At 51.9% G+C, this 14,271-nt stretch carries 12 protein-coding genes and 1 tRNA gene; 10 read left to right on the top strand and 3 right to left on the bottom strand.

The genetic code is table 11. The features are described from left to right. The first annotated feature begins 48 nt into the window (after positions 1-48). Positions 49-1,134, top strand: coding sequence for a putative zinc-binding metallopeptidase (locus HK20_RS09230; protein ID WP_086646779.1), 1,086 nt, complete (start codon positions 49-51; stop codon positions 1,132-1,134). Here HK20_RS09230 and HK20_RS09225 read toward each other — a convergent pair. Then, positions 1,126-2,817 carry an ABC transporter substrate-binding protein gene (locus tag HK20_RS09225; RefSeq protein WP_086646778.1) on the bottom strand — a complete coding sequence of 564 codons (1,692 nt, stop codon included), beginning with the start codon at positions 2,815-2,817 and terminating at the stop codon, positions 1,126-1,128. The two genes, HK20_RS09230 and HK20_RS09225, sit on opposite strands and share 9 nt — an antisense overlap. Before the next feature lie 284 nt (positions 2,818-3,101). Between HK20_RS09225 and HK20_RS09220 the strand changes: the two genes are divergently transcribed. The 5 genes from HK20_RS09220 to HK20_RS09195 all read left to right on the top strand — a co-directional run bounded on the left by HK20_RS09220 (position 3,102) and on the right by HK20_RS09195 (position 10,044). After that, the gene (locus tag HK20_RS09220; RefSeq protein WP_143296486.1) at positions 3,102-3,311 is read left to right on the top strand and encodes a hypothetical protein; all 210 of its coding nucleotides are present in this window, start codon (positions 3,102-3,104) and stop codon (positions 3,309-3,311) included. A 240-nt stretch (positions 3,312-3,551) separates the two neighbouring features. Continuing rightward, on the top strand, positions 3,552-5,030 hold the full coding sequence (gene guaB / locus HK20_RS09215; RefSeq protein WP_086646776.1) for an IMP dehydrogenase: 1,479 nt from the start codon (positions 3,552-3,554) through the stop codon (positions 5,028-5,030). Positions 5,031-5,039: 9 nt separating this feature from the next. Further along, on the top strand, positions 5,040-6,338 hold the full coding sequence (locus HK20_RS09210; protein WP_086646775.1) for an RsmB/NOP family class I SAM-dependent RNA methyltransferase: 1,299 nt from the start codon (positions 5,040-5,042) through the stop codon (positions 6,336-6,338). Positions 6,339-6,469: 131 nt separating this feature from the next. Continuing rightward, on the top strand, positions 6,470-8,287 hold the full coding sequence (locus HK20_RS09205; protein WP_086646774.1) for a sodium:proton antiporter: 1,818 nt from the start codon (positions 6,470-6,472) through the stop codon (positions 8,285-8,287). 653 nt (positions 8,288-8,940) lie between these two features. Next, the gene (locus tag HK20_RS09195) at positions 8,941-10,044 is read left to right on the top strand and encodes an asparaginase (protein WP_086646773.1); all 1,104 of its coding nucleotides are present in this window, start codon (positions 8,941-8,943) and stop codon (positions 10,042-10,044) included. Between the two features lie 70 nt (positions 10,045-10,114). Here the strand turns inward: HK20_RS09195 and HK20_RS09190 are convergent, their stop codons facing one another. Beyond that, positions 10,115-10,636: a L,D-transpeptidase gene (locus tag HK20_RS09190; protein WP_086646860.1), complete on the bottom strand. Its 522-nt coding sequence runs from the start codon at positions 10,634-10,636 to the stop codon at positions 10,115-10,117. Between the two features lie 145 nt (positions 10,637-10,781). On the opposite strand from HK20_RS09190, the gene HK20_RS09185 reads away from it, so the two are divergent. Next, positions 10,782-11,489 carry a response regulator transcription factor gene (locus tag HK20_RS09185; protein WP_086646772.1) on the top strand — a complete coding sequence of 236 codons (708 nt, stop codon included), beginning with the start codon at positions 10,782-10,784 and terminating at the stop codon, positions 11,487-11,489. An 81-nt stretch (positions 11,490-11,570) separates the two neighbouring features. On the opposite strand, the gene HK20_RS09180 is transcribed toward HK20_RS09185, so the two are convergent. Beyond that, the gene (locus tag HK20_RS09180; protein WP_086646771.1) at positions 11,571-12,305 is read right to left on the bottom strand and encodes a YoaK family protein; all 735 of its coding nucleotides are present in this window, start codon (positions 12,303-12,305) and stop codon (positions 11,571-11,573) included. A 122-nt stretch (positions 12,306-12,427) separates the two neighbouring features. Here HK20_RS09180 and HK20_RS09175 point away from each other — a divergent pair. The 3 genes from HK20_RS09175 (at position 12,428) to HK20_RS12840 (ending at position 14,028) form a co-directional block, all read left to right on the top strand. Next, a tRNA-Val gene (locus HK20_RS09175) sits at positions 12,428-12,502 on the top strand. Between the two features lie 335 nt (positions 12,503-12,837). Further along, on the top strand, positions 12,838-13,581 hold the full coding sequence (locus HK20_RS09170) for a hypothetical protein (protein ID WP_143296485.1): 744 nt from the start codon (positions 12,838-12,840) through the stop codon (positions 13,579-13,581). Between the two features lie 72 nt (positions 13,582-13,653). After that, a complete protein-coding gene (locus tag HK20_RS12840) occupies positions 13,654-14,028 on the top strand; it encodes a hypothetical protein (RefSeq protein ID WP_158093050.1) in 375 nt (124 codons plus the stop codon). Positions 14,029-14,271 lie beyond the last annotated feature (243 nt).

The following is a 14,271-nucleotide window of genomic DNA, read 5'->3' as shown; positions in this document are numbered from 1 at the left end:
ACATTAAAAATCATATTTTGAGCCACTGGGTGTCAAGAAAGGTGCTGGATGAAGCGTTTTACATGCCAGTCCTGTGGGCAGCCGGTTTTTTTTGAAAACACCCGTTGCAACCAGTGCCATGCTCCCTTGGGTTATATGCCCGAAGCAGCCAACCTTGCCGCCTTGGCGGCTGAAGCAGGTGGGCTTTACCACCCAATAGAACAGAACGAAGAGCCGCGCGCTTTTTGTGCCAACCATGCGTATAATGTGTGTAACTGGCTGGCTCCAGCGTTGCAGCCAAAAGGCACGTTCTGCTTTGCCTGCCAGTTTAACCGGGTTATTCCCAACCTGAATATTCCGGGCAATACGGAACGCTGGCGCAAGCTGGAGTTTGCCAAACATCGCCTCGTTTATACAATTCTCCGGCTTAGGCTTCCTGTTAAAAACCGTCAGCAAGACCCGCAGGAAGGGCTGGTGTTCGATTTTCTGGACGATCCCCCCCAAGGCTGGCCACCAATCATGACAGGCCATAATAATGGCGTTATTACCATAGCAACCAAAGAGGCCGATGATGCCTACAGAGAGCATATGCGTGTGGAAATGGGAGAGTATTACCGAACTCTTCTAGGACATTTCCGGCATGAAATTGGCCATTACTACTGGAATGTCCTTATCCGTGACGGTGGCCGTCTGGAGCAGTGCAGGGCCATGTTTGGGGATGACCGGGCAGATTACCAAAGCGCGTTGCAAAAACATTACGCCAGTGCAGCACCGGATAACTGGCGGGAGCACTATGTCAGCCATTATGCCATGTCCCATCCTTGGGAAGATTTTGCCGAAACATGGGCGCATTATTTTCATATAGTGTCCACGCTGGAAACGGCCTTGTCTTATGACATGACCATAGGCCCGATCGTTGATGGCAAGCCTGTTCTCACGCACAGAAACGACCCTTACCTGCACATGCCGTTTGATGACATCATAGAGGCTTGGCTGCCATTGACATATGCCGTCAACAGCTTGAACAGGTCGATGGGACTGGCCGATTTTTATCCTTTTGTGCTCACGGCGGGTGTGCGTGCAAAGCTACGTTTTATTCATGATGTTGTGCGTGAGGTACAGCAGACGGCAGACCAGCCATCCGGCTTATTGTAACTGGATCTGTGAAAAAAGAATTTCGTCATTCAAAGTAATAATGACATTTTTGGCGCGGCGGGAGAGCAGAAGCACCCTCTGGGTTTGTGAAAGGGGCACAAAAGGGGCCTGCGCCATAATCTCCCGGTCAACTTCGGACCATGCGTGGTTGCTCGCCTCCCGGTCGGTTAAAGCCAGAATCGCGGCCTCCTGCATTTTCCGGTCAATCTTGGGGTCGCAAAACCCTGAATAATTGGGAGAGTTGTCAGAGTTGGGGTGGAAGGTTTCGCAGGAAAACAGGGTTTGCAAAAAGCTGGAGGCCGAAGGGTAATCGGCATTCCAGCCAGCCAGAGCAATCTGAAAATGGTTTTGTGTATTCTGGATGTAAGTAAACGCTATGGCAGGGCTTATGGTGCGAACCGTTGCCTTGAAGCCGAGCATATCCAGCGTATTACGAATATCGTCCGCCGTGGCGCTGCCATGCTGTTCGGATGGAACAATAATGGTCACTTTCTGCCCCGCCATGCCGCTTTCCTTCACGAGCTGGCGGGCAACATCCATATCCGGTTTAACCCAGTTTTGTGCGGGATGTGCCGGGGAGGCGCCTTGGGTATAAAAACAGAACGGCTCATACCCCGGCGTGCCATCCGGCAAAATCTGGCATAGGGGGGACGCCACGGCCGGGCCGCCCCGGTAAATAATCATGGCGTGCCGGTTCACTGCGTAATTCAGAGCCTGCCGAACTTTGAGCGATGTAAACGGCGGTTCATGCACGTTGAGCATGGCAAAGTATGACAGAAGCGGGGCGTAAAGATACACCTGACTGGCGTAACGGCTCCCAACTTCTCCTAACCTGTCCAGCGGAACATTTTCGTACATCCAGTCCGCCTGCTCATTTTCCACGGCGGTAACGGCCGCTTCTCCGTCCAGACCGAAGGAAACCAGAACCTCATCCGGGTAGGCGGCTGGTTGTGCCTGATGTGACCATTCGTGAAAAAAAGGATTACGCTCCAAACGTAACTGAGTAGTCGGGTCATACTCCGCAATACGGTAGGGGCCTGTTCCGGGTATGGGGGTGTTGCCCATGTCATGCACTGGGGTGTCTGCGGGCAGAATGGCGGCGTGCATCCATGCCAGCCGGTCCAGAAACTCCGGGTCTGGCGCCTCTAAATGGAAGACTATCTGCCGCGTGTGGGCGTCTGTTTCCACACCACCGGCCAATGTGCATGTGGTGGGGTTTTGCAGGCAGGCACGGGCACCAACAATGGCCCCGTAATATGGGCCAGCCGTTGGGCTCCCTACCTTGAAAAGACGACGAAAAGACGCTGCCACATCGTCCACCGTAACGGGTTTGCCGTTGGAAAAATATAGCCCATCCCGCAGGGTCAGGCGGTAGGTGCGTCCATCATCCTCGGGGGTTGGTACAGCCTCCACCAGATTGGCAATGACCGGATGCGCACCGGGGCCGGAAAGCTTGGGGTAGGTTAACAGTGTGTCATACACTGGTGTTTCAAGCACTTTGGTCAGGGCAATGTAAGATATTTGCGGGTCGAGTGTGCCTGCATCACTTTGTGCGAGAATACGCAGCGTGCCGCCCTTATGTGCATCTGGCTGCCCATTTGTGGCCCATACGGGGGGCGTGGCGCAGGCCAGCAGGCCAAAAACCATCAGGTGGGAGAGCAAAAAAGGCATCCGTTGGGTCATGCCCAAAGTATGGCGTGCTTTGCTGTCCGGTTCAAATTGGAAATGGGCGGGGTATTTCTAGTACCCTATTGCCCTACGCTGCCCTGGGCGGCTTGAAACTGACCAAGTTACCGCGTGAGAGACAACGCCTTTCAGGGGCAGTTTCGTTATGTTTTTTCTCATTTGCGTGCAGGGTGTCCAGTGCTGCAAATCAGAGTGCATGTTTTTTGACCTTTCACAAAACAGTCATGCCTCAACTGATTTTTTTGCGTGTAGTGTCAGGTTACAGCAGAGGGGAGGCGAACATGCATATTCATCAGGTTGTGCAGGCAACGCAGGCAAAAACCTCGGATCGTTGGCGTGAGGCTGTTCGTGAACGCTGGCGCGTTACGTTGCTGAGCGCATGGGAGCGGGATGCTCTGGTGGAAGACGGCACGGCAAGAGCCTGCTCTCCGCAGGTGGTGTTTTTGCGCCAGAAGCCCCGCATGCTCCGTAATAGCGCAGCCTGTAAGTAATTTTTCCGCTCCTGTTCGTATATCAGGCCACATCCAGCAGGTTCGCGCTTGCTGGATGTGGCCTGTGCATATTGCGTTTAAAAGATGCTTTTTTAAAAAACATGGTGAATAATGGCCTTGAGCGCTTGCGTTTACCCGGCCAAAGTCATAAGAGGAAGCGCCAAAGGTCGGGTGACCTGCGGCAGTGATTTGCTACAGGGTAAACCCGCCACGTTGTAATTCAGCAAGGGTGCCCGCTGCATGACTTCCTCTCCATACAGCCGTGTTACTGAAGCTCTGGCGTTTGACGATGTTCTTGTCGTCCCGGCTGCTTCCGATGTCGTGCCAGGTCAGACCATGGTGCGTACGCATCTGACGCGCTCCATCGAGCTTAACATTCCTCTTATTTCTTCCGCCATGGATACGGTAACGGAAGAGCGTATGGCCATTGCCATGGCGCAGCAGGGTGGCCTTGGCGTTATTCACAAAAACCTCAAGCCCGAAGAGCAGGCCGAGCATGTGCGCCGGGTCAAGCGGTTTGAATCCGGCATGGTGGTCAACCCGGTTACGGTTGGCCCAGACCAGACACTGGCAGAAGTGCGCGAGATCATGCACCGGCATGGCATTAGCGGCCTGCCAGTTGTGCAGCCCGGCACCCAGAAGCTGGTTGGCATTCTGACCAACCGCGATGCCCGCTTTGCGGTTGACCCCAACCAGCGTGTTTCCGAACTCATGACCAAGGACCGTCTGGTTACGGTCAAGAATGGTGTTGACCCGGATACGGCCCGCCAGCTTTTGCACAAACACCGGATTGAAAAGCTGCTGGTTGTGGACGATGCCGACCGTTGCGTCGGGATTATTACCGTCAAGGATATGGACAAGGCGGTAGCCCACCCTCTGGCAATCAAGGATAGCATGGGGCGCCTGCGCTGTGCCGCAGCAACCGGTGTGGGGGAAGACGGCTTTAGCCGCGCCAAACTGCTGATTGATGCCGGTGTGGATGTTCTGGTGGTCGATACCGCCCACGGCCACTCCGCCGGCGTGCTGGCCGCGGTCGAGCGCCTGAAAGCGCTGGATGACGATATTCAGGTTATTGCCGGCAACGTTGCAACGCCAGAAGCTGCGCGTGCACTGGTTACGGCTGGGGCAGATTGCGTTAAAATTGGCATTGGACCGGGTTCCATCTGCACCACGCGCATTGTAGCTGGCGTGGGTGTGCCGCAGTTTTCCGCTATTTTGGAGACGTCTCTGGCCTGTAAGGAAATGGACGTTCCCTGCATTGCCGATGGTGGTATCCGCACATCGGGCGACATCGTAAAGGCCATTGGTGCCGGGGCCGACGTGGTCATGATCGGCTCGCTGCTGGCTGGCACGGAAGAAGCACCGGGCGAGGTTTTCCTGTATCAGGGGCGTTCCTACAAATCCTACCGTGGCATGGGCAGTCTTGGTGCCATGGCGCGCGGCTCGGCAGACCGTTACTTCCAGCAGGAAGTCAAAGACACGCTCAAGCTTGTCCCGGAAGGGATTGAAGGCCGCGTACCCTATAAGGGCAGCATGTCTGCCGTTATTCACCAGCTGGTTGGCGGGTTGAAGGCTGGCATGGGCTACACCGGCTCGCGCGAGATCAGTGATCTACAGGTCCGTGCCAAGTTCCGCCGCATTACCGGTGCCGGTCTGCGTGAAAGCCATGTGCATGACGTGTCCATCACGCGTGAAGCCCCCAACTATCGTCAGGACTGATCTGCCTTTATGACACCTACAGCCAGACTTGCCGCCAGCATTGACCTGCTTGCGGCTATGGAGGCGGCACCACGCAAACCAGCGGATGCCGTTGCCAACAGCTTTTTCAGGGAAAGACGCTATATTGGCGGCGGTGACCGGCGTGCCATTTCCGGCCTGGTGTGGGACATCATGCGCAACTGGCGCAAGCTGGGTTGGTGGCTTGAGCAAAGCGGGGGCACTGCCAGCCCCCGCATGCTGGCTGGTGCCCAGTTGGTGTTTGATCGCACCCCTATGGAAAAGCTTGCATCCATTTACGGCGGCGGTCGCTTTGCCGCGGGCGCACTAAGCGAGTCTGAACAGGCGGTGCTGAACGCCCTGATCGGCAAGGAGCTTGAGTGCACGGATATGCCACGGGCTGTACGGCTTGAAGTGCCAGACTGGCTACTCCCCAAGCTGGAAGAAACCTTTGGGGCGGACCTTGAAGCAGAAATCAAGGCCATGGCAGAACCTGCCTCTCTGGACCTGCGCATTAACATGCTGCGCACAACCCGTACGGAAGCCATGCACGCGCTTGCGCGCGAAGGGCTGCATGCGGAAGAAACAAAGCTGTCCCCCTGGGGGCTGCGGCTGGAAGGCCGCCAGCCTGTAACCGCCAGCAAGCCGTTCCGTGATGGTCTGGTAGAAATTCAGGATGAAGGCAGCCAGCTTGTTGCTGCCATGGCGGGTGTTGATCCCGGCATGCGTGTTCTGGATTACTGCGCGGGTGCCGGTGGCAAAACATTGGCCCTTGCCATGATGATGGAAAACAAGGGGCATATTGTTGCATGTGACGTTTCTGTCGTGCGGCTGGAAGGCGCTGTTAAAAGACTGCGCCGCGCAGGGGTGCATAATGTGGAGCGCCACCTGCTGACCGAAGGGGATAAGTGGGCCAAAAGGCGCGCTGCCTCGTTTGATCGGGTTCTGGTCGATGCACCTTGCAGCGGCACGGGAACATGGCGCCGTAACCCGGATGCGCGCTTCCGCACCACGCAGGTCGATCTGGAAGAACTGCTGGTCAAGCAGGCCGCTATTATGGACCGGGCAGCAGCACTGGTTAAACCCGGTGGTCGCATGATTTATGCAACCTGCTCTCTCCTCAAGGCCGAAAATGCCGGACAGGTCGAGCAGTTTGTCGCCCGTAATCCGGAGTTCCGTCTTGTTGCATCTGGCTCTCCCGCACTCCCGGAGCGCTTGCGTGAAATGACCATGATCAGCCTGACCCCGGCACGGGACGAAACTGACGGATTTTTTGCCGCAGTTCTGGAACGGCAGTTACAGAACGACTGATTGTTTTTTACACAAAACTATTATCTGGCTGCTTTTGCGGTCTATCTTGTGAGTTTGATGTATAACTTTCATGCCTTTATGCTTTAAGCACAAAAGAGCATGGATCACATCTGACCCCGAGATAGACCCGCATGACCGATAGTGTAATTATTTTCGTCTTTTTTGTGTTGGGCGGCAGTATGCTCGCGCAATGGACGGCATGGCGCTTCCGGCTGCCCGCTATTGTATTGCTGTTCTCACTCGGCTTGCTTTACGGGCCTGTCCTGCAGGTTATGCACCCGTCAGAAATGATTGGCTCGGCTTTTCATCCCCTTGTGTCACTTGCTGTGGCCCTGATTGTTTTTGAGGGCGGTCTGGCACTTGATTTCCGGCAGCTCAAAGAGGCTGGGGAAGGGGTTCTGCGACTGACGCTGGTAGCTTTACCCATTAACTTTCTGCTGGGCAGTCTGGCTGCGCATTATATTGGTGGCATGGGGTGGGGCCCTGCATTCCTGTTTGGTTCGATTGTCGTGGTAACGGGGCCTACCGTGGTGCTGCCTTTGCTGCGGCATGCCAAACTTAAACCCCGGATAGCCGCATTTTTACGCTGGGAGGCCATTCTAAACGACCCGGTGGGAGCCATTCTGGCAACATTGGTGCTCGAAGTGCTGCTCATGCGCCCCGATGAAGGGTCGGGCACTGTGTTCATGGCCATTGTCCCACATATGCTTGCCAGTGCTGCCTTAATGATCGGGTTAGGCATTGGAGCAGCATGGTGCGTAAAATGGATTTGTGTGCGGGATATGCTGCCCGACATCATGAAGATGCCGTTGTTCATTACGTTAGCGCTCATGCTCTATGTGGTCGGGACGTTAAGCATGGATGGGGCTGGGCTCATGGCCTCTACCGTGTTTGGCATGGGGCTGGCCAACCTACGTATTCCGGGGATGAGCGAACTCCAGCGCATGAAGGAAGCGCTGGTTGTTCTTATTGTTTCCGTACTGTTCGTGCTTTTAGCCGCAGACCTGCAACGCCACGAACTGACCAGCCTTTCATGGTCTATTGGTGGGCTAACACTGGCGGTTCTGTTTCTGGTCCGCCCGCTAGGAATCTGGCTGGCAACCATCGGTACCAGCCTGAGCTGGGCTGAGCGGTTTTTTGTTGGCTGGATTGCCCCACGCGGCATTGTTGCCGCCGCCGTGGCCGGTATTGCCGGTGTTCGGTTGCAAGATGCCGGTTACCCCGGTGCGGGGCTGGTTATGCCCGCAGTATTCGCCATTATTGCCTCTACCATGATCCTGCATGGCTTTTCGCTTATCCCGCTCGGGCGCAAACTGCACCTGACCCTCTCCAACCAGCCTGCCCTGGCCATTGTGGGGGCCAGTGAGTGGTCCACACAACTGGCGCAGGTTGTGCATGAAGTCGGCACCCCGGTGCTTTTGGTGGACAGCTCAGCAAGAGATCTTGCCCTCGCCCAAAAAGCAGGCGTTCCCGTGTTATGCGCCGAGGTTCTCTCGGAGGAAGGAGCTGAAAGTCTGGAGGAACGTCCGGCAGACTACCTGATTACAGCTACACCCGATGCAATTTATAACGGACTGGTCTGCGCGCATCTGGCCCCCCATTTTGGCCACCAGCGCGTGTATCAGGTCAGCCCCGGCATTGCCCGTCTGGACCAATACCGGGGCCTCAGCCGCGAGGCGAGGGGGAAAGTCCTTGGGCAACCGGGCTGGAACTTTACCTTGCTGGAAACTCTGGTCGCACAGGGTTGGCGCTTTGTGGCCAAAAACATCACGGAAGAGAACAAAGAACGGCTTTTAAAGGAAAACAGCGATTTCCTGATTTTCCTGATGATCCAGAAAGGTGCTGCCATCACCGTTGTATCTCTGGAAGATGATGCCTCTCCACCCTTCTGGGTAGGGCTGGTGGCTATTGGTCTTATGCCTCCCCCTAAGCAGGAGGAGGCTGCCTGAACGCAGGTGTTTGAACCGAATAGTGCGGTGCAATTCACAGGTTAATTAGCAGCATATGAAGCTGTGAGTGACATATTTTTATTGCCCGAGGGGCTATGATCGATAGAGATACTCATCACCACAGGAGCATTTTAATGCTCAATAGAAATTATGTATGCCCGATTTGTGGATATGCGAAGCTGAGTGAGCCAGCTTATGATAAGCATAATTGTGCTTCGTACGATATCTGCCCGTGTTGTGGAAATCAGTTTGGATATAGTGACGCGGGGTTTTCTCACGAAAAGCTAAGAAGGGAGTGGATCGAGGCTGGATGTTTATGGTCTTCGCAAGTAGTGGCGCCACCTCATAATTGGGCCCCTCTTCAACAGCTAGAAGACGCGGGACTCATCAGGAATGATAGAGTTTGAAAGCTTGAAACTCGTAGCAGCAAGGCTTCTGGCGCATATCTTTTGTCAACGTAACTTAAACAACCAAAGCAATCTCACAAGTGCGGTTGCGACCCAATTGGTTAGTGTGTGTGTCCAAAGATTGCTTTATAATAGACGAGGCTACGCAAAGAGTAATCTTCTGCCAACCAGCCTATTTATTTTAAATGGGTGAGGCAGGGGCGCCTGAGTAGCCTGTTATCACTCTTTACTGGAAAGACTGATTTTATGGTTTCTGTGCGTGTCCTGTCTCTTCTCGGTACAATTCTGAGCGCAGTGAATATCCAATCCGCTTTTGCTCATACAGCAGGGGTAGAGGCTCCCACAGCTACAGTGCATAAGCAGGACGCCTTGCCGCGTGTGTTGGTTCTGGCAACCGGGGGCACAATATCTGGAAAAATCAATACACGCTCTGCCATTGGTTATGATGCAGGTGCTGTGACTGGCGAGCAACTAATTGCTGGCGTACCAGGCGTGGAAAAACTCGCCCAATTACAGGTTGAGCAGATTTCTAACATTGCCTCCCAGAATATGAATAGCCAGGTATGGTTCAAACTTGCAGAGCGGATACGGAAGGCATTTGCAAACAATGAAGCAGATGCCATTGTGATTACACATGGAACCGATACAATGGAGGAAACGGCGTTCTTCCTGGATAATGTTATCGGAGATTCCCGCCCCGTAATTTTAACTGGCGCCATGCGGCCCAGCACGGCCATCAGTGCGGATGGTCCTGCCAACATGTATGAAGCCGTGAAAGTCGCGGCCGATCCGCAGGCCCGCGGGCGTGGTGTTCTGGTTGTTTTAAATGATGTAATCCAGTCTGCGCGTGGCGTGAGCAAAATGCACACCACAGAGTTACAAACATTCCATTCTCCAAATCTTGGTCCGGCTGGTTATGTTGACCCGGCATCTGTGCGTTTTATTACCGCCGCCCAACCACGCCAGCCTCTTGCTCTTCCGGCAGATCACACCCTCGCGCAGGTACAAATTGTGTATGCCCACGCGGATATGGATGCACAGCAGATTGATGATGCGGTGAAGGATGGTGCGCGTGGTATCGTCATTGCCGGGATGGGAGACGGAAATGTTTCTGATACCGCTTTGGCAGGCATTGAACGAGCAAGAAAAGCCGGCGTCATTGTCGTGCGTTCCACGCGCGTCGGTAGTGGCATGACGAACCGGAATGTGGAAGTTGATGATGACCGATATGGTCTGATCGCCTCTATGGACCTCAATCCACAAAAAGCACGAATCCTCCTTCAGCTTTTACTCGCTAACGGAAAAACAAAACCAGAAGATATTCAGTTAGCTTTTCAGGCAGGGTTATAAGTCGATAAACTCAAGAAGAAGAGTTTAAAGACCTGAATAGAAAGTGGTTTGATTGATTTTCCGCAGAGCTCTACGGGTGTGGGCAATCATGAATGGCAATTGTCGTGGCCCCGGATTGTAAAACAGTGCGCAGGTCCTGCTCCGTCAGGGCAATGCATCCTTCCGTTGGTGTGCGGTCGGGGCGTTGTAGGTGCATGAAGATGGCAGAACCTTTTCCAGGTAGGGCAGGGGTATCATTGTAGCCTATAACAACCACAAGGTTGTATAGGTCATCCTCTCTCCACAAATCTTCATGCCGGGCCGCGTTGGGCAGTGTGATGTGCTGATTATACACCTCGGACGTGGGGTCATCACACCATCCATCGTCAGGTTTTAGCACTTCCGTGGGTAAAATAGAGTAGGGGCGGGCGGTTCGGTCAGCACGATAATACACTTTTCTGAGAGTGAACTGGCCCACCGGAGTAGCCATATCTCCCTCATGCTTATGAGGAGTAATGCCGTTTTTGCCGATCACCGCATCCATTATTATGTGCCCGCAATGCAGTTTTGCGTAGCTGCGGCTGTCAGGCAAGGGCCACACGTGTATTATCATTCCAATATCTTGCCTCTGTTCATGGCCTGCCATGCGGTTCACGTATCATGTCGCTGCTTACGTTGCGTGAAGATTCGTGGCACGATAGCAAAAGAATAGGTCAGGCAGCCACTTATAGAAGGCTGACACAAGGAGATGGAACCACATGACGGGTGCACGCCCCATTTTGGTTGTTGACGACGATCAGGTTATCCGCCGCGCTTTGACGGAACAGCTACAGGTTGATGGTGAGTTTCTGGTTCAGGAAGCCGCCACGCTGGCAGAAGCACGCGAGAAAATGAAAGGCCCGGATGCCCGGTGTGATGCCATCTTGCTTGATGTCTCATTACCGGACGGCGATGGCAGAGATTTCTGTGCTGAGCTGCGCAAAGAAGGGCTGCGCATGCCGGTGATCATGCTGACCGGCTCGGATGATGAGGCCGACATCGTGCGCGGTCTGGATGCCGGTGCCAACGATTACGTTGCAAAACCCTTCCGCATTGCCGAGCTTCTGGCCCGACTGCGTGCGCAATTGCGCCTGTTTGAAAACAGCGAAGATGCTGTTTTCTCGATCGGTCCATACACTTTCCGTCCCTCTGCCAAGCTGCTGCTGGAACCGGTTAAAAACCGCCGTATCCGGCTGACGGAAAAAGAAACTGCCATTCTGAAATTCCTTTACCGCGCAGGCACACGCCCGGTTCCACGGCAGGTGTTGCTGAACGAGGTATGGGGTTACAACGCGGCGGTTACCACGCATACGCTGGAAACCCATATTTATCGCCTGCGGCAGAAAATCGAGCCCGATCCGGCCCATGCATCCCTGCTGGTAACCGAAGGCGGTGGCTACCGCCTGAACCCGGAAGTGCTGGCTTAAAATCCCAGCCTTTGCCCATCTGGTCGGCTGTATATACGAGAGAAGCCAACCAGATGGGCAGAGCAAGGCTCTGCCAGTGGGTTATGTCTGTCTTTTTGCAAAGCTGGTGAGCGAATTCGCGACCATACCGGGCAAAGCGCACGATGCCAGCAGAGCCGCAGTGACAAACAAAAAATATGTGGGCCAGACGTGATAAACAAAGGCCCCGACAACGCCTCCACCAACAAAGCAGCAGATAATCTGCAAATGCAGTCGTAACCTTTGGGTAATGGTATAGCGGTGTTCTGGCCCGATCTTGTGCCGCCAAGCATCCAGCCAGTCGGCAATTTCCATTCCCAGATCCGTCAGCATGCCGGTAATGTGCGTTGTCCGCACAACTGAGCCTGAAATGCGGGTAACGGTTGCGTTCTGCAAACCCATGAGAAAACAGAGCGTTAACGCAGGAATAAAGCTGTGTGGGCCAAACAGCATAAAAGCGCTGGCCAGCCCCAGTAAGGCGAGCATGACGGCTTCCAGCAGAATACTAAAGGCATAAGCCGCATGCCAGTGCCGCCTGCGCCCACGGTTGACCAAAAATGTGCACACGATGGCCCCCAGAACAAAGCTCCCGCTCAGTTCCATGGCACGAAAGCCATCAAGGAGCTTTCCATCCTGCAAATTCAGAGCCATTGCAGAAGCGTTGCCCGTCATGTTGGCACAGTAATATCCAAAATCCATAAAACCAGCGACATTTATGGCTCCGGCAATCATGGCCAGAGAACTGCCTAACCGCCGGTTGGTGACAAAATTCCGTTTTTCCTGCTCCTGAAAGAGCATGGTTTCTCCTTATTCATTCCCGCAGTGAAGACCGGTTGCAAAATATTTGATTTTTTTGACTTTAATGGCAAATCACCTCTTGCCAAACCCTTCGTGATAGATGTATCAAGCCCTCACAAACCGGGTGCGTAGCTCAGCGGTAGAGCATCGCCTTCACACGGCGGGGGTCACAGGTTCAATCCCTGTCGCACCCACCACGGTTTGCCCTAGTTTTCTGCGGGTTACAGAAAACAATCCACAAAACAATAAGTGTGCTATCGGTTTATATCGGTCCCTATTGGACCATATCGAACCATATTAAGCCACATCAATCCGTGCAAAATCCGTGCACCTTTTTAAGGTGTCCGCTTCGATGTAAACACACGTAATTCGCAAAATTCTGAAACAAATTTGCGCCGCACGCTATATTTCCACGTTTGTTTTTATAAGCTTAGCAACATGATATTGCGAAAATCGAGAATGTTTTTTAAGACTATCTATATGTAGGCTTTAAGCACCAAATGCCCACTTTCTTTGTAAGGACGATTAAACTGTGAACTGGCTGTGCAACAATATCCAAACAGCGTTCTTTTTAGTTCCGAACCAAAATGTTGAAGCTATGGAGTGTTGGAATAAAGTCATGGTCAATGAACCCGCCATGATCTTTAAAGATGGCACGCCCAATCCAATGAATTATCCCGGAGCTGTTTTGGGGGGGGCATGTGAAGACTCGAGCTTTATTTTAGGTGTGCAAAAAAATCGTATTGATATGTGGATAACCCCCTTGGGGAATAAGTTGCCAGAAAATGGGCTGCCCCCCATTTTAACTAATGTTGAAGCCGCTGTTTCGTCTCTTAGGGAAAAATCCAAAATTCTTTCATCGTCCATTTCGTGCAATAGATTCGGGGTAATAACTAATCTCGGGAAAATCTATGATAGTGAGTGGGAATCTGTTGAGCACTTTAACAAAGATATTCTCAAAAATGAGACTGTCCCCAAAAACTCAACAGAAGTGAAATTTAAATACAATGTCCCAGTCAAGGAGGAAATTGACGGAACTTCATTCCGAGTTAACAATATTTTTTCCATGAATAGCTTTAAACAACGGAATGTAAACTTACGAATATCAGATGAAGATTTTTCTTCAAGTTCTTTTTCTGCGCATGAGAATTATGGCATCGGGAAAAATATAGATTTAAATACATCTATATTTAAAGAACCTATATCTACTCCCATTCTTTCTAAGATCATCGATAAATTTATGGATGATATTTTGAAGTATATTTCGGAGAATTGATATATTATGTATTGCGCTCCGCCAGTTAATTATTCAGAAATTCGTAATATTGAAGAAAGCTCTTCTCAATTTTTGAAGGAAAATGTAACTTGTAAACCTCAAGACATTCCAGTTGATTATATGTCTAATTTCAAAAATTGGCTTGCCAATGTTCCTGTGCAAAATGAAAGAGTTCCTAGTATAGAAATTAAATTGCCAAATTCAATTTATTTTCTTGAAAATACAGAAGTGGAGCGGGATAATTTACACCTCCCTGAAAGGGCGGTTTATACTTTTGCGATTGGATCAACTGCAAATTTAATATTTGCTTCATTGTTTATTTATTATTATTTATCAGGAAATAATAAAGGTTCATCTTGGTCATTATTGCTTCTTTTGGTTTCTATGCTGTTTGTTTGGAAATCTATAAATGAGGCAAGGGAATTTAAGGAGAAACACTCTGTCTAGTAATAATAAAATTTCGAGCAATAATGGTCCATGGTCTTCTTTTATAAGGATATCTGAAAAAGGACTAAATTTCTTTTCAGACAATAAGATGTTTGATTCTTATCGAGCATCTTGGGCCTTATTAATAGGGGTATTTTTATCAAAATTTGGTTTTTATTCTGATGAAGATATCAAAAGACCAATAGAATGGGCTGGTGTCTTTTTGATTTATGGAAGTTCTTTTCTTTTGCTTGGTATCGGGTA

Source organism: Acetobacter sp. DsW_54 (genome assembly GCF_002153575.1).
Classification (GTDB): Bacteria; Pseudomonadota; Alphaproteobacteria; order Acetobacterales; family Acetobacteraceae; genus Acetobacter; species Acetobacter fabarum.
The sequence above is the reverse complement of the archived record's forward strand: the minus strand, read 5'-3'. Positions and strand labels throughout refer to the sequence as shown.